Source organism: Acidobacteriota bacterium (genome assembly GCA_009861545.1).
In the GTDB taxonomy this organism is placed as follows: domain Bacteria; phylum Acidobacteriota; class Vicinamibacteria; order Vicinamibacterales; family UBA8438; genus WTFV01.
The window spans coordinates 25,047-43,099 of record VXME01000025.1 but is presented as its reverse complement, the minus strand read 5'-3'; the positions used below and the strand labels follow the sequence as shown (position 1 = coordinate 43,099).

Genomic DNA, 18,053 nt, shown 5'->3' with positions numbered 1-18,053 from the left:
GATCGCGTCGGTCACGAAGACCGGATGAGTTCCAGCCCCGGGATTTCGGAAAAGTCACGGTCATGCGAAGCAAGAGGGCACTCCAGCAGGATGGCGGTGGCGGCTATCCAGGCGTCAGCGGAGTTCATCTCGCGGCCGGCCGACCGGCGTTCGCTGCGCAGGCGCGCGCACACCTTCGCAAGTTCGGGCCCGGTCCAGACGATTTCGTATTGCTCGATATGGCGGGCGAGCTCGTTCTTCCGCCGTATGCCCCAGCCCTTGGCGAACGCGCCGTACCAGAGCTCCTCCAGCGTCTGAAAAGAGATCAGCGCTCGACTACCACGGATCTGTTCGATGTAGTACTGGGCGCGGTCGTCTCCACCGAAGATGTAGGAAACGACGTTCGTGTCCAGGACGATCAATCCGAGAGGTCCTTTCGCTCCACGCCACGGCCCTCGTGGATCGTCCGAACAAAGTCATCGACGTCGAATCCTTCGCTCGCTGTGACATTTCCATCCGGATCGAAGATCCTGGGTCTGGCTTCGTGCAGAAACTGGTCCATATCGAAACGTTCACCGAGTGGAGCCTGATCGGTCCGCCTCGTTTCAGGATTCAATAGATACTTCCTGGATGAATAGTCACCCAGGCTGAAATATATGATGCCCTTGAGGAATCGAGTGGCTGGATCATTGAAAATTGATTCGCCCCAGTCATAGCCGGAGGACACCGGCCGTAGCGTGCGTCTGTCGAGCTGCACCTTGTATCCGCCGGACAGGGACGAAAGGACGGAGAAATCGCCCGCAATCGAGGGATTGTTGAGTTCGATGACCGCATAGTTCTCGCGCGGCGCAGACATCTGCTTCTGTCTCTTGATTTTTCGAAGCAGCTTCTGGCGGATCGACGCCATGGCGTTTTGGGTATGCGTCCTGACGTCCTTCACGATTGGCTTCTCGCCTCTCTTCGCTATGGGAAAATCCGGATTGACGCTGAAGACTTCGAGGAACATCCTGGAGCCGTCCGGCCGTTCGACGATAACATCGGCTTCGGATTCGTGGAGTTCTACCCGGCGAACCAGGTCTTCGTGAACAGGCCTTACGTAGTGACGATAGACGATTATCTCCGCGAACACCGCCTCACACTGTCCGAAGTCGCTCGCGTTCGCCGTGATTCGCTTTGCGAACGATCTTGCATGTCGCTCGTTGTATGCGTAAATCTCGCTCAACGACGTCAGGAGTTCAACGTAGTTCCTGTACGGGTTGAGGAGATTCAGGTCCCGAGCCTTGTAGTAGCCCTTGCGATACTTCACGAAGTAATCGCACTTCAGGAGGTTGTCCAGCGGAAACAGGTGTTCGGCGTCGGTTACGGCGTCGGACACCTGGACGTCGCTCAGCGACTGCTCGCTGTGTCCCGGTGAACGAAGTCGGTCGCCTGTCTTCGTCCCGACCTTCCGATCCGAGGCGCCGGCTCCCTCCCTGGTGCCGGAGCGACGGGGCGGACGTCCATGCGTGCTTGCTGGCGGTACAGAATCAGCCACTCAGCCAAGATAGCACGTCGAGAGCGTCCGGCGGCAGGCGGTGGACCGCAGTCGGTCGTCGAAGTGAGCCAAGATGGTGCGCCGCTGCCGCCGTTTGCGGTCGCGCTCCTGTCTGGATGATTGGCGCCAACCGGTCTGGTAGGCCGGCGCGCAGCCCAGGGCGCAACCCGGCCGCACTCGGCGTCGAGGCACGCGGCCAGGACTCCTCTACGACTCCCGGGTCTTTCGGATCGACATCATCGGTTCCTACTGATCCTTGAAGTAGTCGTCCGTGTGGTCCAGCCAGTCCTGCCGCGGCGGACTGAAGATGTCGACGTCGAGCGTCTCCTCCAGCGCCTCGGCCTTGTGCGGTACGTGCGACGGAAGGTGCAGGATCTCGCCCTCGCCGACGTCGAAGACCTGCGAGAAGTCGTCGCCGACCCAGAACCGGAGCTTGCCCTTCAGGACGTAGGTGAGCTGCTCGTTGTGGTGCGAATGCTCCGGCACGATCGCGCCCTTCTGCAGATAGACGTGCGCGACCATCGTGCTCTCGCCAGCCACGATGCGGCGGTCGATGCGGTTGGTGACCCGCTCCTTCGGCATGTCGTTCCACGTAAACTTGGTGACGGTGGCTGCGTTGGGCATGGTGCCCAGTGTAAGCCGGGAGAACCGTCATGAAGCTGACTCCCGAGGAGATCGCGCGGTTCGACGAGCAGGGCTACCTGTTCTTCCCGTCACGCTTCTCGGCCGACGAGGCGGCGCTGCTGCGGGCCGCCGCGGACGAGGTCTACGCGCTCGACCGCGAGGAGGTGTGGCGCGAGTCGACCGGCGTCGCCCGCACCGCGTTCGCCGCGCACACCTACAACGAGGCGTTCCGCCGCCTCGGGCGCCACCCCCGGCTGGTCGAGCCGGTGATGCAACTCGTCGACGGCCCCGTCTACATGCACCAGTACAAGGTGAATGCCAAGGCGGCGTTCGACGGCGAGGTCTGGCAGTGGCACCAGGACTTCGGCACCTGGCACCGCGATGATCGGATGCCGGAGCCGCGCGCGATGAACATCGCCGTGTTCCTCGACGAGGTGACCGCCGCCAACGGGCCGTTGCTGTTCCTGCCGGGAAGTCACAAGCAGGGGGTGTTCGAGGCCGGCCACGACCTGGAGACGACGAGTTATCCGCTCTGGACGCTCGACCGCGCCACGGTGACGCGGCTCGCCGAGCGGGGCGGCTGCGTGGCCCCGACCGGGCCGCCCGGCAGCATCATCGTCTTCGCTTCCACGCTCGTGCATGCGAGTCCGCCCAACATCAGCCCGTTCGGCCGCAGCATCGTGTACCTGTCGCTGTGCCACGTCGACAACCACATCCGGCGGTTCAAGCGGGCGGCGTGGATCGCGCATCGTGACTTCGCGCCGATCGAACCGCTGGCGGACGACTGTCTTGCGGAGCTCGCGCGCGCCGGAACGGCGGCCTGAGCGACACGGCATGTACCTCTACGACCAGCTTCGCGAGCACGCCGCCGGCCGGCCGGTGCGGGTCGGGCTCGTCGGCGCCGGCAAGTTCGGATCGATGTTCCTGAGTCAGGCGCCGTCCTCGATCGGACTCGAGGTGCGCGTGATCGCGGATCTCGATCCGGACCGCGCCCGCGCCGCCTGCCGCGCGGTGGGCTGGAGCGCCCAGCGCATCGCGGGGACGCGGTTCACCGCGGACGCACTCGAAGCCATCGGCGAGGGTGGCGTCGACGTCGTGGTCGAGGCGACCGGCGACCCCGCGGCGGGCATCGCGCACGCCCGCGCCGCCTTCGCGGCGCGCCGGCACATCGTGATGGTCAACGTCGAGGCCGACGTGCTGGCCGGACCCCTGCTCGCCGCCGAGGCGCGCGAGGCGGGCGTGGTCTACACGATGGCCTACGGCGATCAGCCGGCCCTCACCTGCGAGCTGGTGGAATGGGCGCGCTCGTGCGGCTTCGAGGTCGTGGCGGCAGGGAAGGGCACGAAGTACCTGCCGTCCTACCACGCCTCGACGCCGGACACGGTGTGGGAGCACTACGGACTCACCGCCGAGCAGGCCGCGGCGGCCGGGATGAACAGCCGGATGTTCAACTCGTTCCTCGACGGCACGAAGTCCGCCATCGAGATGGCCGCCATCGCCAATGCGACCGGCCTCACGCCACCGCCCGACGGCCTGCGATTCCCGCCGTGCGGCAAGGAGGACCTCGCGCACGTGCTGCGGCCCGCGAAGGTCGGCGGCCAGCTTCACCACAAGGGACAGGTCGAGGTGGTGTCGTCGCTCGAGCGCGACGGCCGGCCGGTCCCGAACGACCTGCGGTGGGGTGTCTACGTCGTCATCGAGGCGCCCAACGACTACACGGCCGGCTGCTTCCGCCAGTACGGCATGAACACGGACGCGACCGGCCGCTACTCGGCGATGTACAAGCCGTTCCATCTCATCGGGCTGGAGCTGAACGTGTCGATTCTGGCCGCCGGGCTACTCGCGAAGCCGACCGGCGCCACCCGCAGCTTCGTCGGCGACGCGGCGGCCACCGCGAAGCGCGATCTCGCGGCGGGGGAGACCCTCGACGGGGAAGGCGGGTTCACCGTCTACGGCAAGCTGCTTCCGGCGCGGGCGTCGCTCGAGCGCGGCGCGCTGCCGATCGGGCTCGCGCACGGCGTGGTGCTGAAGCAGGGTGTTGCGGCGGGCGAGGTCGTGCGGTGGGACGACGTGGAGCTCGATCCGAACGTCGACGCTGTCGTGGCGCGGCGCGAGATGGAGGCGCGGTTTGCTTGACCACGACGAGTTGCGGAGCTACGCCCGCCGTGACTGGGGGCTGCCGGAACGGCTGGCGCGCAGGCACCGGGCGAGACTTCCCGTTGCACAGAAGGTTCGGCTGGCTATCGATCTGTACGAGGCAACTCGGACCGGCAGGCCCGAGTCACCGAACGAGGCGATGCGTCGCGCCGACCTCACCAATCACCAGCGCGTCCGCGCGCTGCTCGATCGCGCCGCCCATGTCGGCCGTCGCTGACGTCCTCCGCATCCTTCGCCGCGTGCTCGACGGGCAGGGGCTTTCCTGGTTCGTCTTCGGAGCGCAGGCTGTTGCCGTGCGCGGCAGCCCGCGCGCGACACAGGACGTCGACGTTACTGTGCAGGTGGCGCCTGCACGACTTGGTACGCTCGTCCAGGCGCTCGAATCGGAGGGGCTGACTCACCGCTACCCCGACATCGCGGAGCAGCTCATTGAGAGGGGAGCAGTCGTTCCATTGGTCCACGCTTCGGGAATGGAGGTCGATCTCGTGCTCGCCGGGTCCGGATTGGAAGCGCTGACGCTCGAGCGCGCCAGCCGTGTCGCGATTGACGGCGTGGACGTGCCGGTGGCGCAGGCGACGGACCTCGCCGTGATGAAGGTGCTCGCGGGGCGGGGGAAGGACCTGGACGACCTGCGCTCGCTGTTGGCGAGCGGCGATGTGGACCTGACGGAGGTGCGCGATATTCTCGGCCAGTTGGAGGAGGCCCTCGGTCAGTCGGATCTACTCCCGCGCCTCGATGACGCGGTCGATTCGATTGATGGTGATTGACTGGCCGATCGCTTCTCAAGCCGCGCGGCCATCACGCAACGGGAGAAGATCATGCGTCTGGCGTCTACCGGGATTCGATATGCCGCGCTGGCCTTGGCCGTGCTGCTGACGGCATGTGCTCCGATGCGGCGTGCCGCGGTCGATGAGGGCGGCGTCTCCTCCCGGCTCCGCATCGAGGTCAGCTACGCAGCCGGTCTTGTTCCAGGCCCGCTCGCCGGACGCCTCTTCCTGGGAATCAGCCCGTCGGCGGACCCGGAGCCCCGGATTGCGGCCTACAACTCGGCGCGGCAGCGTGATGGCCGCGTGCCCTTCTTCGCGACGGACGTGGCCGATGTCGAACCGGGCGAGACCATGGTCATCGACGCCGCGGCGGACGGCTATCCCTACGCGCGCCTGGGGGAGCTGCCGTCGGGCGACTATTGGGTGCAGGCTCTGCTCCACGTGTACACGGAGTACCGCCGCCGGGACGGCCACGTCGTCTGGGCGCCGCAGGACCAGTGGGAGGGCCAGCGCTGGGCGTTCTCCCCGGGGAACCTGATCAGCGCACCGCAACGCGTTCGCGTGGATCCGGGCTCGGACACGCCGATCCAACTGGAACTGACGGGCGAGATTCCGCCCATCGAGACGCCGCCGGACACCGCGTGGGTCAGGCGCGTCAAGATACGGAGCCGAATCCTGAGCGACTGGTGGGGGCACCCCATGTATCTCGGCGCCGTGGTCCTGCTGCCGCGCGGCTACGACGAGAGCCCCGAGATGCGCTACCCGGTGGTGTTCGAGGCCGACCACTTCAAGCTGGAGCCCGCCTTCGGCTTCACGGCGGAGCCGCCCTCGGGAGAGCCGCAACTGTTCGCGCAGATGATGCGCGAGTCGGGCGGGATGCGCGAGTCGGGGTACGACTTCCAGCGGGCGTGGACGGGCGACGACTTCCCGCGCCTGATCGCGGTGACGATTCAGCACCCCACACCCTTCTTCGACGACTCCTACGGCCTGAACTCGGCGAACAACGGCCCTTACGGCGACGCCATCCACCAGGAGCTGATCCCGTACCTCGAAGAGAACTTCCGGATGATCGGCGAGCCCTACGCCCGGGTGATCACCGGCGGCTCCACCGGCGGTTGGATCTCGCTGGCTTCGCAGATCCACTACCCGACCTTCTACGGCGGCACGTGGACCTTCTACCCCGATTCCGTCGACTTCCGCCGCTACCAGTTGATCGACATCTACGAGGACGAGAGCGCGTTCCTGGTCCCGGATGCGGTACCGGGCGCCCCGGAGCGGATGTTCCAGCGGACCATCGAGGGGCAACCGGTCGGCAGCGTCCGGCAGTTGAGCCAACTCGAGCGGGCCCAAGGCTCGCGCGGCCGATCCGGGGGGCAGATCGACGCCTGGAACGCCGCGTACGGGCCGACCGACGCGGACGGCTATCCGCGCCGCCTATGGGACCTGGAGACCGGCGTCATCGACCGCGAGGTGGCGCACCATATGCGCGACAACGGCTACGACCTGCGGCACTACCTGGAAGAGAACTGGCCGCGCATCGGTCCGGATCTCGTCGGCAAGATCCGGATCTACAACCCCGAGATGGACCAGTTCTACCTGCCGTACGCGGTGTACCTGCTGGAGGAGTTCCTCGAAGGCACGACCGATCCGCACTACGGCGGCGAGTTCGTGCACGGCCGCCCGATGAAGGGCCATCTGTGGTCGCCGTTCACCAACGCCGAGCTCGTGCGGCGGATGGCGGACCACATCAGCGGCAATGCTCCGGCCGGCGCGTCGACGGCGTGGTACGAGGCGGGATCGCGATAGCGTATCCGTACTCCCGTGCGGTCGTTCGCGAGCACTTGGCCGAGGTCATTTCAGGTCGACCCGGCTCACCTTGACCAGACGATGTCCCACCAGGTCGACGACGGCCTGCGCCTGCTCGAGCGGGATGTAGCCTATCAGCGGCTCGTACTGACCGTCGGCCGGGTCCATCTCGATGAACAGCACCTCGGTCAGAACCGGCCGGAAATGCTCCATCCGGAGGAGAACCGGTCCACAGATGTCGCCGCTGACGACCGCCTGCGTCGCCGTCTCGACGGCGACCGTATCGAGGGTCGTGAGCGTTCCCAGGCGGTCCCGCCAGACGTTCGGGAGCGTCAGGTAGGCAGCGCCCGTGTCGACCAGCGCATCGCAACGGATGCGGAAGGTCGCGTCGGTCCCGTTCTCGATCGTCGCTTCGACTGCGATCCGGCCCATGAGGGTGTTCCCGTGTCGAAGGAGTGTACCCCGTCATGTCCGCTTCAGCAGTCGGTCGTACTGCGCGTGCGTCCCGATCCAGAACCATGCCACGGTGTCATCGTCCTCCACGCCAAGCGCACGATGTCGGAGACCGATGCGAACAGACCAGAACCGCCCGGTCCTCTTCAGATGCAGCGACGGGTGGCGAGGATTCCGGCGGAGCCGTTCGTAGCACTCGTCGGCCAATCGCTGGAGTTGCTCGGGAAGTTCGTCGTAGGAGCGCCAGAACCGACGGGTGGCGCGATGCTTCACAGGTCGGTCGCCCGGCCCGCTCGGAGATCCTCGATTGCTTCATCCGCGAGCGCGTCGAGCAGGCCGCTTGATGCGTCTTGTTTTATCTGTACGTCCCACTGTGCAGCGTCGAACCTGGCAAACCAAGCCCGAAACTCCGCGAGATCGGCTGGCGAGAGGCGAGCAACCGCCGACTCGATATCTGCCACGTTGGGCATGTGTCGAGATTACGCTTCCTGACAGTGGGTCGCAAGGGCTGCGCGACACTTACCGCCGTTCGCTCGCCGTGGTCCCAGAAGAACTCCTAGCCGTTGACCTCGTCGCAAGGACTGCGCGACACTTACCGCCGTTCACTCATGGCGTCCCGCTCCAGGCAGATTCCCTGCGGCGCGCCGTCCAGTTCGATTCCCTCGACCGCCTGCTCGGCGCTCGCTTCTTCGAGCGCGTACAGGGGATCCAGTACGCGCGCGGTCGTCACCGACTCGTGACCGGCGAAGCGGACCTGCCACTGCAGCCGGCCGTCGAACACCTCGGGCACGACCAGCACGCAGGCGAATCGCTGCCGCCCCGGCAGGAACACGGTGGGCTGGCCGCGGTCGGCCGGACCCGGAAGGAAGGCGTTGTCCTCCCCGTCGAGCGCAACCTCGACGCGGTTCACGTTGTGGTAGCCGAAGGCCAGCGTCAGGGCCCCATCGGCGTTGCGGACGAAGCCGTCGTATATCAGGTAGACGGGGTGGCGCGGTTGGGCCGCGAGCAGCGACGCGGCAGCGGGCACGGCAAGTGTGGCGACCGCGGCAGCAGGCAAAACGACCGCGGCAGCCAGCGAGAGGACGAGGGAGCCTCGCGGCACGACCTATTCCTCGTCCTGCAGCGCGGCGTACTCCTCCTCCGAGATGTGGAAGTAGTCCAGCCAGCCGATGTTCATCTCGTCGATGGTCCGTTGCCCCCAGCCGACCGCCGCGGTCGGGTCGGGGTTGACCCGGTTGGCGGTCGAGTTGTCGTGGTACGCGGTCACGTGCATGACGGTCCCGGCCGGCAGGGTCAACGGGGTCTCGTACACGTAGGTAGGCTGCCAGTCCCACGCGAACCGGTCGATGTCGGTCAGCAGTTCCGGCCGCCCGGCATCCGGGCGGATCGCCTCCAGAGTCATCGCCTTGCCGCGGTAGTGCATGTGCGGCTGGAAGCTGATGATCCGGGTCGGCTCGGGCAGGGTGAAGTAGGCGTCGCTGCGCGCGTTGGCCTCGCCGGGCGGAATGATCAGGTCATCGCGGTTGGACACCGCCTTGGTCGTGACGACGTAGGCCGGCTCGTACCCCGGCGGGTAGAACTTGATGCCCACGCTGGTCCGGTCGGTGAAGCTCCGCTCGTCGTCCGGCAGGTAGTGGAGCTGCAGCCGGATCCGGTCTTCCTTGCGGAGCAGCCGCGCGTAGCCGTCCTCGAACCAGTCGCCGACGAAGTCGCCGCGCGCCCGGTTGGCGAGCAGCTCGCGCACGCCGCGGGGGCCGCCGCCGGCCGACTCGTCTTCCTCGTCCCGCACGGCGTACACCAGCACGTGGTGGACGACGCGCGACTCGCCGGGCATCACCTGGATCCACTTGATGTAGCGGTCCTCGGTCAGGCCGGTCTCCATCTCGGGTTCCGGATAGGTCTCGATCGAGTTGGGGGGCACCACGACAGGCGGGCTGGTGACCACCAGGTCCGGCTCCTCCCCGTGGTACCAAGTGTCGACGGCCGCCCATGCGACCGGCGGTGGCGCGTCCGCGGGGTTGCCGCGCGGAGCGCCCTGGTCGACCCAGCGCGCGACGGTGGCGATCTCGGTGTCGTTCAGCGAGGGGTCGTCGCGATACCTCCCCACCGTACGGTCGGCGAACCAGGGCGGCATCACGCGCGCCTCGACGCGCTGCTTGATGGAGCGCGCCCACGGTCGCACCTCCTCGTAGGTGAGGAGCGACATGGGTGTGAACATGTCGGGCCGGTGACACACCTGGCACGAGCGCTGCAGGATGGGGAGCACGTCGCGGGTGAACGTGGGGTGCTCGGGGACCGTCCCGCCGTCGTTCGCGGCCGCGGCGGTCGGATTTGCCCCCACCAACGCAAGCAGCACCATGGCGCCCGCCGAGACCTTCGACAACACGCTCACTCCGTCACCTCGAACGTGATGTCCTCGTAGGTCCCCAGGCCCCCGTCGTGGGCGATGCACCGCAGCACATAGGTGCCCGGCTCGCTGAAGGTCGCCCGCACCACCCACTTGTTGTCCGGAGGAGGCTCGGGCGTTTCCCAACCGGCGCCCCACGGCGAGTTGGAGTTTGCCCGCGTATCCTCCCAGACCTTGGCCTGTACCGGATCGAAGGTCACCGGAACCGCCCCGCGGTAGACGAACCACGAGAGCCGCAGGCCCCTCGCCGCGATCGGGGTCAAGCTGGTCGGTCGGCCCGGGTCCACGGGACGCATCGCCCGCGGCGCAGGCAGGCCGTCCTCGTCGTGCGCCACCGCGGTCAGGGTGACCGGCTCGTTCGCCTCGACCCTCCTGGTCTTCTCACCGTGCACCGCGAGCGTCGGGCCCACGTTCTTGAACAGCTCGCCGGAGACACCCGCCCCGTTGTTCGCCATCCGGACGTTGTTGTCCATGTAGTAGTCCGGGAGAAGCGTCCCGTAGGCGCGCTTCGTCTCGCCGTTGGGGCTGGTGAGCGTCCATACCAGCTCCTGGTCGCCGAAGTCGGCGGGGACCCGGATCCGGAAGAGGAACCGGTTGCGCCGCGGCAGGAACCAGGTGGGCTGACCCTGGTCCGGCCCGCCGGGCTCGATGCTGTTCCCGGGGCCGATCGGGATGTGGAGCTCCTCCTCCCAGTTCCGGTTCATCGTCCCGAACACCAGGTTGAAGGACCCGTCCTCGTTCTGCTCCCACCCTTCGTAGGCGGGCACTACCTCCTGCCCGAAGTCGTACGCCCGCCGCATGCGCTGCGCGTCGGCGTCCTGCGCGGCCAGGCCGACCAGCAGCCCGGCGAGGAGAACGAGCGCGAGCGGCCGGCGGGGCAGCCGCGCTCCCGTCGCTCTCACTGTCCTCCTCCGGCGTCGTCGGCCGGCTCCACCTCGACCGTGCCGCAGAGCGGGCAGCCGATGGTGACCTCGCCGTCGGCGAGACCGAGGTTCGCGCGCCGCTTGGCCATCTCGGCCGCGAACTCCTCGTCGGTCATGTAGACGCCGCGCATCAGGTTGATGAACATCTGATCGACGGAGCGGTGCCCCCCTCCCGACCAGTTGCGCGGGTCGGGCACGTTGGGGTTCGCGGGCGAGTTGTCGAAGTAGCCGGTCATCCGCAGGATGGTGCCCTTGGGCAGCAGCGGCGCCGCGTCGTCCTCGTAGTTGTAGACCCGCACCCAGCTATGGTCGTAGCCGGCGCAGTTGAGCGTCTGCACGTGGTGCCCCCAGATGGCGTCCAGGCACATCCGCACGCCGGGCGCGTGCATGTGGGGCTCGAAGATCGTGATCAGCGTGTTCTCCGGCAGGGTGAAGTAGGACTCCATCTGCTGGTCGGGATCCATCGCCTCGATGTCGAGGTCGACGCCGTTGCCGAAGGACATGCGCACCCACTTGCGGGTCGGCTGGTAGCCGCGGGGATGGAACCTGAAGCCCACCTCCAGGTGCGCCCGCGTGTCGGCGCCGTTGGCGTGCAGATGCATCGAATTGAACTGGAGACTCGATCCCGCCTTCATGATCTTGCCCGCCTCGGGGTCGAAGACGTCGGCGTTGCGCCCCACCTCGTGGGTCGGCCAGCGGCGCTGCGCGGCCAGCGGGTCGTCCTCGTTCGGATCGGGATCCGGATCGGTCACGCCGAGCGTGGCATGGTGCACGACGAAGAGCCCGCCGACGGTGGCGCGGGTCTCGCCCTCGCTGCGCTCGGTGATCTCCTTGTACTCCATCGCGGCGACGTAGCGGTCCTCGGTCAGTCCCGTCGGCACCTCGCCGATGGAGCCCCACCAGTCCGGCGCGTCGCCCGCGATCTCGAAGCTCGGGGACGACACGATGAGGTCGGGCTGCCCGATCTCCCATTCGTCCACGTCGATGAACGGCACCGGCGGGGGCAGATCCGCCGGGTTGCCCCGCGGGGCGCCGCTGTCCGCCCACCTGGAGATCAGGGCGATCTCGTGGTCGCTTAGCGACGGGTCGTCCTTGAACTGCTGGATGCCGATGTCCTTCTCGATGTACCACGGCGGCATCACGCCCGGCGTGTCGCGGAGCCCGGTGCGGTACTTGATGGCGCGCGCCCAGGGCCGCACCTCCTCATAGTCGATCAGCGACATCGGGGCCAGCGCGTTGGGCCGATGGCACTTCTGACAGCTCCGCTGCAGAATGGGAGCGATGTCGCGGGTGAAGGTGACATCGTCGGTGGCCGCGGCCTGCGCGGCCGCCGGGGACGGCAGCGCGACGAGCGCCGCGACCGCCGTGGAGAGCAAGACCTGCCAGGCGAACGTCCGCCGCCGGTTGCGCGTCGTCGTCATCTCCGGCCTCCTCGGTGCGAACGCGGTTTCGAATCGGAATCGAGATCCCCATTCTAGGAGTCCATACGGCAAACCGCAATGGGATCCACGTGCATATAATCGCGGCACTGGCGGGCGCTGCGCCCGGAGGAGGGATCATGCGTGCACCCCGGTCGTCGATGTCCCGATCCTGTTCTTCGTTGCTGGCGTGCGCGGCGCTCGTCGTCGCCGCCGATGCGCCGGGCCGGGCGCAGGACGAGAGCTTCGTCCCGGTCACCGATGCCATGCTGCAGGACCCCGATCCGGCGGACTGGCTGACGTGGCGCAGGACGCTCGACGGATGGGGCTACAGCCCCCTGGAGGAGATCACGCGGGAGAACGTCGGCGACCTGCGCATGGTCTGGTCGCGGGCCTTGCAGCCCGGCACGCAGGAGGGGACGCCGCTCGCCTACGACGGGGTGCTGTACATGCCGAACCCGCGCGACGTCATCCAGGCCATCGACGCGGTCACCGGCGACCTCCTCTGGGAGCACCGCCGCGAGATCCCCGACGACGTCGAGGACTACCTCTTCGGCTCCGCGACCAACCGCAACATCGCCATCCACGGCAACCTGATCATCGACACCAGCGCCGACGACCACGTCTTCGCGCTCGACGCGGCGACCGGCGAGCCGGTCTGGGAGACGCTGATCCTCGACTACCGGACGCATCCGGCCAGCCAGACCTCGGGCCCGATCATCGCCAACGGCAAGGTGTTCTCGGGCCGCAGTTGCATGCCGCTGGGCGGGCCGGACGCCTGCGTCATCACGGCCCACGACGCGGCGACGGGCGCGGAGCTGTGGCGCAGGCGGACGATCCCGGCCCCCGGCGAGCCGGGCGACGAGACGTGGGGCGGCGTGCCGTTCGAGCGGCGCGCCCACGTCGGCGCGTGGATGGTGCCCAGCTACGATCCGGCGCTGGACCTGGTCTACATCGGGACGTCGGTCACCTCGCCCGCCCCGAAGTTTCTGCTCGGCGGAACCGACAACACGCACCTGTACCACAACTCGACGCTCGCGCTCGACGGCGCCACGGGCGAGATTCGCTGGCACTACCAGCATCTGAACGACCACTGGGACCTCGATCACCCGTTCGAGCGCCTGCTGCTGGACACCGCCGTGGCGCCGGATCCGATGGCCGTCAGTTGGATCAATCCCCGCGTGCGGGCGGGGGAAGTGCGGAAGGTGGTGACCGGGATCCCCGGCAAGACCGGCGTCGTCTACACCCTCGATCGGGAGACCGGCGAGTTCCTCTGGGCGACGCCGACGATCACGCAGAACGTGATCAGCGACATCGACGGCGCCACCGGCACGGTGCGCGAGAACGCGGAGCTCGTGTTCACGAGCATCGGTCAGGAGGTGCTTGCCTGTCCGACATGGCTCGGCGGCAAGGACTGGGAGGCGGGTACGTACAGTCCGCTGACGAACACGATGTACTTCCCGCTCCGCAACGCCTGTGCGCGGATGATGGCGACGCCGGCACGCGAGGATGACGGGGTGGGTGAGCGGCTGTACTCGCTGGCCGTGCGCAACCAGCTCGCGCCCGGCATCGACCAGCTCGGCACGATTCGCGCGATCTCGGCCGAGACCGGCGAGACCGTCTGGCAGCACGACCAGCGCGCGATGACGATGTCGCTCGTCGCCACCGGCGGCGGCCTGGTCTTCGGGGGCGACGCGAACGGCCGCTTCCGCGCGCACGACCACGAAACGGGCGAGGTGCTCTGGGAGATCAACCTCGGATCGCCGGTCACCGGGTTTCCCATCACGTATGCCGTCGACGGCCGGCAGTACGTGGCGGTGAGCACCGGCGTGGCCGGCACGGCGATGGGCCTGTTGCTGCTGACGCCGGAGCTGCGCCCGAGCCTGGGGAACAACCTCTTCGTGTTCGCTCTGCCTGAATAGCATGTGGTTTGCGGCCGTCCGGCGCTGGCTGCAGGTGAGAGACGGGTATGGAAGAAGGACGGTTCCTGCGGCGGATACGGGAGGAGTTCCCCGGCCTCACGTGGACGTCGCACCGGTACCTGACGCACGGATGGGACCATGCGGTCCTGATCCTCGACGAGGCGCTCGTCTTCCGGGCTCCCAAGGCCCAACCGTACCGGGATGCGCTGGCGAACGAAGCCAGGCTGCTCCGCCGCCTCCGGCCGAGGATCGACGTCGGCATTCCCGACTACGTCTACGAGTCCACCGATGGCTCGTTCGCCGGCTACCCGCTTCTCGCCGGCCGCGAGCTCGACGTCGCCACGTTCGGCCGCCTCTCCGACACGGAGCGGGAACGGATAGCGGAACAGCTCGCCACGTTCCTCACCGCGGTCCACGAGACCCCGAAGTCGGTCGCCCGCGAGTGCGGCGTGTCCGAGCAGGACCCGCAGAAGGACCACGAAGATCTCGTTCGTGACGTCGAAACGCTCGTGCTCCCGCGCCTTGCGCCGCGCGAAACCCGCGTCGTCGTAGAGTTCCTCGCCGAACTGGCGGCCGAACCGCAGTCGATGCCTCCGACGTGCCTCGTCCATGGAGACCTGGACGGCGCCCACATTCTCTGGGGCGCGGAGAGCCAGCAGGTCAACATCATCGACTTCAGCGACCGCTCCATCGGGGACCCCGCCCTCGACTTCGATGGACTGATGGGATACGGGCACGACTTCGCCGGACGCGTGTTGGAACGGTATCGCGGGCGGAAGGACGACGGGTTGCTGCGAAGAGCGCACCTGTACTTCCGCCGCGGGTCACTGGAGACGATGGCCGACGCACTCCAGGGCTATCCGTGCACGTTCGAGGAAGGCTACGCGGAGTTCAGGGCGCGGTTCGCGCTGTGAACTCCGGAGCGGAACGGCGCAGACCGGAGCGGATACCCGACGCCAGGATCTCGTGCTTCCGACGAGCCTACGCGGAGGCTGCGGTCTCTACACGCCGTGACTACCTCGTCTTCGCGCTGGGCGTCGCGAAACAGCGCAGGTCGGACTGCAACCGCCAGTCCGGGTCAGCGCGGCTCGAGCGTCATGCGCAGACCGTAGCGCGGGCGAAGGGTAATCCCGCCGTGCGCTTCGACCCGGTGTCCGGGCGCCATGCGCAGGCGATAGGCACGGGCCATGGTGGCGAGCACCACGCACGCCTCTGTCATGGCAAAGCCCCTGCCGATGCAGATACGCGGACCGCCACCGAAGGGAAAGTACGCGAAACGGTGACGTGCCTTGACCCGATCGGGCGTGAACCGCTCGGGATCGAAGCGCAGCGGATTCTCCCACAGCCGCGGATTGCGGTGCGTGAGGTAGGGGCTGATGGTCACCACGCTGCCGGCGCGAATGGCGTGCCCCCCGACCTCGTCGTCCGCGATCGCCGCGCGACTCAAAGAGTGGCCCGGCGGAAACAACCGCATCGCCTCCTCGATGACCATGCGGGTATAGGACAGCGCTTCGAGGTCAGCGAACGTCGTCTCTCCTTCGCCCGGCGCACGGTCCACCTCGTCGTGCAGGGCGCGTTCGATGCCGGGATGTCGCGACAGCAGGTACAGCGTCCACGTCAGGGCCAGCGCCGTCGTCTCATGTCCGGCGGCGAAGAACGTGAGCACCTCGTCGCGGAGCTGCCGGTCCGTCATCCCCTCGCCGGTCTCCTCGTCGCGCGCGACAAGGAGCAAGCCCAACAGATCGTCGGGACCCTTCCGGGTGGCGCGTCGTGCGGCGATGATGCCGTAGATCATCCGGTCGAGCCGAGCCAGCGCCGAGCGGGTGCGATGCGAGCGCCAGCGTGGGAACCACGCCGGGAAGCCGAGAATGTCGAGCGGATTCGGCGTGCCCAGGGACGCATGGAGTGTCGTCATCGCCCGGCCCAGCTCATCTATCGAGTTGGCAATGTCGCTGGAGAACAGCGCCTCGGCGACGATCTCCATCGTGAGCGACATCATTTCGTGGGCGATGTCGAGGCGTTCTCCCCGCTCAGACGGCGTGCGCCAGCGTTCGACGCGCTGCCGGGCGCGACGCACCATCACGTGGGCTGCCCGGGCGAGGTGCTGGTGATGGAAGGCGGGGGCGATGATCCGGCGCTGGCGGCGCCAGAAGTCGCCCTCGCTGATCAGCAGGCTGTTGCCCAGAGCCCATTCGAGAACCTGGCGTGCGAGGTGCCCTTTGACGTAGTTCTGGTGGTTGGTGACGAGGATGTGCTCGATGAAATCGGGTTCATTGAGGAGAACAAAGTTGTGAAAGAGAAGCCGTGCTTCGCCGAAGTCGGTGGTGAAGGAGTCGCGGGTGTACACGGACAGTTGGTTGTCGCGCAGCAAACGGAGGAACTGGATCGGCCTGACTGGCTCAGCCAGCGGTTCGGGTACAACGCCAGGTGCGTAGGCGACTGCGGGGTGAACTACCGTCATCGTCGCGCCAACTCCATCTGGACGGCCGGAGCCTGCAGGAGCAGCGTGTGGCCCCGATTCCGCGGGACGCGCCGAATGGAGTTCCGCCATCGTACTGCAATCAACCTCGATCTCGAGGCCGTGGGAGAAGTGGCCGCGTCGCTGAACCGCTACGAGTTCCTGCTGACGGCGGCGCCGCTGCCCACGCGGGGTACCGGATCCGCCTATCAACCCGATCGCCACTTTCTGATCGTGCGTGCACCGACCGCGCAAACCTCGACCGCGATGCCGCCGGCGCCGGTCACGCGCTTCACGACGTGGCGCGGGGAGGTGGCAGGAGATTTCCGGGGGCTCCGAGATCAACTCGCCGCTCGGGTTGTCTCTTCGCGGGGCAGGCCCCCGTAGCGCCGCTCGCGGCGACGAAACGCCTCGACCGCCCGGCGCAGGTCCTCGCCGTCGAAGTCCGGCCACAGCCTGTCGATGAACAGGAGCTCCGCGTACGCCGACTCGAACAGCAGGAAGTCGCTCAGGCGCTGCTCGCCGCTCGTGCGGATCACCAGGTCGACCGGCGGTGTTGCCGGGTCGGAGTGGCACGCGCGGTTGACCCGCCGCAGGAAGCCGTCTTCGTCGCAGCGCTCGTCCGACCCCAGCGTGCCCGCCGCGGCGAGGATCGCGGAACGTGCCGAGTAGTCCACCGCCAACCGGAGGTAGAGCCGGGCGCCGTCGCGTGTCGCGCGCTCCGTCTCCTCGATCGCGCGAACCAGGGCGGGCGACAGGCGGTCTCGCCGGCCGATCAACGCCAGCCGCACGCCGTGCCGGCGACAGCGCGTGCGCTCGCGCACGAGAAACGACTGCAGCAACCGCATCAGCGTCGACACCTCGGCGGCCGGTCGGCGCCAGTTGTCGGCGGAGAAGGCGTAGAGCGTCAGCGTCGCTATGCCGAGATCGGGCGCCGCTTCCACCGCGCGCCGCACGGCGTCGGCTCCGCGTCGGTGTCCCTCCGTGCGCGGAAGCCCACGCGCACAGGCCCAGCGGCCGTTGCCGTCCATGATCAGGCCCACGTGCAGGCCGCCGTTCATCGCTCGATCCATCTCATGCCGCCTCTCGCTGGACGGTCGTTACCTGGCGCTCGCCGCGGCCGGGCCACCAGGCGTTCGGCCGGCGCGCACCCGTTCCCGTTCGGTCTTCAGCCGGCGATCGAGAGGGCCAGGCGCTCGACGAGGGTGGCGATGACGAGGAACGCCAGACCGAGCAGAATGAGGGCGCCGACGGCGAAGATCATCCGCAGGGGTCGGCTCTCGAACGGGGCGGCAGTGACCAGGTTACCGAACTGCGTGGCCACGCGAAGAGCCACGTAGAGCGCGATGACCATGGCCCCGATCTCGAGCGGGGGCGCGTCGTCGATCCATGCCGACCCGACGAGAGTCGCGGCGACGAATACCCGCATCAGCCAGGCGAAGAAGATCTCCTCGGCGGGAATCAACCGGTCTTGTAGAGCGCTGAGCGCCTGTTGCATCGTTCTCACTCCTTGTCTGGCGGGCAGGGCCGCGGTCCGATTCGTTCGCGGCAGTATCGGCGAGAGGCCGGCCCCGAGACATGAGCGAGAAGTGAGGGTTCGGTGAT

General features: G+C 67.7%; 20 protein-coding genes. 7 read left to right on the top strand and 13 right to left on the bottom strand.

The genetic code is table 11. The features are described from left to right. Window positions 1-11: 11 nt before the first annotated feature. From F4X11_03765 to F4X11_03755, 3 genes are all read right to left on the bottom strand, one after another. Entirely contained in the window at window positions 12-401 is a 390-nt protein-coding gene (locus F4X11_03765; GenBank protein ID MYN64133.1) for a type II toxin-antitoxin system VapC family toxin, read from the bottom strand. Continuing rightward, window positions 398-1,354: a hypothetical protein gene (locus tag F4X11_03760; GenBank protein MYN64132.1), complete on the bottom strand. Its 957-nt coding sequence runs from the start codon at window positions 1,352-1,354 to the stop codon at window positions 398-400. Before F4X11_03760 ends, F4X11_03765 begins: the two co-directional genes overlap by 4 nt. A gap of 405 nt (window positions 1,355-1,759) precedes the next feature. Next, on the bottom strand, window positions 1,760-2,137 hold the full coding sequence (locus F4X11_03755) for a cupin domain-containing protein (GenBank protein ID MYN64131.1): 378 nt from the start codon (window positions 2,135-2,137) through the stop codon (window positions 1,760-1,762). Between the two features lie 29 nt (window positions 2,138-2,166). Between F4X11_03755 and F4X11_03750 the strand changes: the two genes are divergently transcribed. From F4X11_03750 to F4X11_03735, 4 genes are all read left to right on the top strand, one after another. Then, window positions 2,167-2,961: a proline hydroxylase gene (locus tag F4X11_03750; protein ID MYN64130.1), complete on the top strand. Its 795-nt coding sequence runs from the start codon at window positions 2,167-2,169 to the stop codon at window positions 2,959-2,961. A 10-nt stretch (window positions 2,962-2,971) separates the two neighbouring features. Further along, a complete protein-coding gene (locus F4X11_03745; GenBank protein MYN64129.1) occupies window positions 2,972-4,273 on the top strand; it encodes a flagellar biosynthesis protein FlgA in 1,302 nt (433 codons plus the stop codon). A 221-nt stretch (window positions 4,274-4,494) separates the two neighbouring features. Further along, a complete protein-coding gene (locus F4X11_03740) occupies window positions 4,495-5,061 on the top strand; it encodes a nucleotidyl transferase AbiEii/AbiGii toxin family protein (GenBank protein MYN64128.1) in 567 nt (188 codons plus the stop codon). Window positions 5,062-5,112: 51 nt separating this feature from the next. Continuing rightward, window positions 5,113-6,867, top strand: coding sequence for a hypothetical protein (locus tag F4X11_03735; protein ID MYN64127.1), 1,755 nt, complete (start codon window positions 5,113-5,115; stop codon window positions 6,865-6,867). 45 nt (window positions 6,868-6,912) lie between these two features. Here the strand turns inward: F4X11_03735 and F4X11_03730 are convergent, their stop codons facing one another. The 7 genes from F4X11_03730 to F4X11_03700 form a co-directional block, all read right to left on the bottom strand. Continuing rightward, window positions 6,913-7,299 (bottom strand): hypothetical protein, encoded by a 387-nt coding sequence (locus tag F4X11_03730; GenBank protein ID MYN64126.1) that lies wholly within the window; start codon window positions 7,297-7,299, stop codon window positions 6,913-6,915. A 33-nt stretch (window positions 7,300-7,332) separates the two neighbouring features. Then, complete coding sequence (locus F4X11_03725; protein ID MYN64125.1) at window positions 7,333-7,593, bottom strand: hypothetical protein; 261 nt, start codon at window positions 7,591-7,593, stop codon at window positions 7,333-7,335. Next, complete coding sequence (locus F4X11_03720; protein MYN64124.1) at window positions 7,590-7,790, bottom strand: hypothetical protein; 201 nt, start codon at window positions 7,788-7,790, stop codon at window positions 7,590-7,592. The genes F4X11_03725 and F4X11_03720 overlap by 4 nt, the downstream gene beginning before the upstream one ends. 122 nt (window positions 7,791-7,912) lie before the next feature. Next, entirely contained in the window at window positions 7,913-8,422 is a 510-nt protein-coding gene (locus F4X11_03715; protein MYN64123.1) for a hypothetical protein, read from the bottom strand. Between the two features lie 3 nt (window positions 8,423-8,425). Then, window positions 8,426-9,712, bottom strand: a complete 1,287-nt coding sequence (locus F4X11_03710) for a hypothetical protein (GenBank protein MYN64122.1) — start codon at window positions 9,710-9,712, stop codon at window positions 8,426-8,428. Beyond that, on the bottom strand, window positions 9,709-10,629 hold the full coding sequence (locus F4X11_03705) for a hypothetical protein (GenBank protein ID MYN64121.1): 921 nt from the start codon (window positions 10,627-10,629) through the stop codon (window positions 9,709-9,711). The genes F4X11_03710 and F4X11_03705 overlap by 4 nt, the downstream gene beginning before the upstream one ends. Continuing rightward, window positions 10,626-12,071 (bottom strand): hypothetical protein, encoded by a 1,446-nt coding sequence (locus F4X11_03700; GenBank protein MYN64120.1) that lies wholly within the window; start codon window positions 12,069-12,071, stop codon window positions 10,626-10,628. Before F4X11_03700 ends, F4X11_03705 begins: the two co-directional genes overlap by 4 nt. A 137-nt stretch (window positions 12,072-12,208) precedes the next feature. Between F4X11_03700 and F4X11_03695 the strand changes: the two genes are divergently transcribed. Beyond that, window positions 12,209-13,990 (top strand): PQQ-binding-like beta-propeller repeat protein, encoded by a 1,782-nt coding sequence (locus F4X11_03695; GenBank protein ID MYN64119.1) that lies wholly within the window; start codon window positions 12,209-12,211, stop codon window positions 13,988-13,990. A gap of 47 nt (window positions 13,991-14,037) precedes the next feature. Then, entirely contained in the window at window positions 14,038-14,904 is an 867-nt protein-coding gene (locus tag F4X11_03690) for an aminoglycoside phosphotransferase family protein (protein ID MYN64118.1), read from the top strand. A gap of 164 nt (window positions 14,905-15,068) precedes the next feature. Here F4X11_03690 and F4X11_03685 read toward each other — a convergent pair whose 3' ends face one another. Beyond that, window positions 15,069-16,541 carry a cytochrome P450 gene (locus F4X11_03685; protein MYN64117.1) on the bottom strand — a complete coding sequence of 491 codons (1,473 nt, stop codon included), beginning with the start codon at window positions 16,539-16,541 and terminating at the stop codon, window positions 15,069-15,071. On the opposite strand from F4X11_03685, the gene F4X11_03680 reads away from it, so the two are divergent. Beyond that, on the top strand, window positions 16,527-16,835 hold the full coding sequence (locus F4X11_03680) for a hypothetical protein (GenBank protein ID MYN64116.1): 309 nt from the start codon (window positions 16,527-16,529) through the stop codon (window positions 16,833-16,835). The two genes, F4X11_03685 and F4X11_03680, sit on opposite strands and share 15 nt — an antisense overlap. Here the strand turns inward: F4X11_03680 and uppS are convergent. Further along, window positions 16,790-17,509 (bottom strand): di-trans,poly-cis-decaprenylcistransferase, encoded by a 720-nt coding sequence (gene uppS / locus F4X11_03675; protein MYN64115.1) that lies wholly within the window; start codon window positions 17,507-17,509, stop codon window positions 16,790-16,792. The genes F4X11_03680 and uppS overlap by 46 nt on opposite strands. 107 nt (window positions 17,510-17,616) lie before the next feature. After that, on the bottom strand, window positions 17,617-17,946 hold the full coding sequence (locus tag F4X11_03670; GenBank protein ID MYN64114.1) for a hypothetical protein: 330 nt from the start codon (window positions 17,944-17,946) through the stop codon (window positions 17,617-17,619). Window positions 17,947-18,053: the final 107 nt, after the last annotated feature.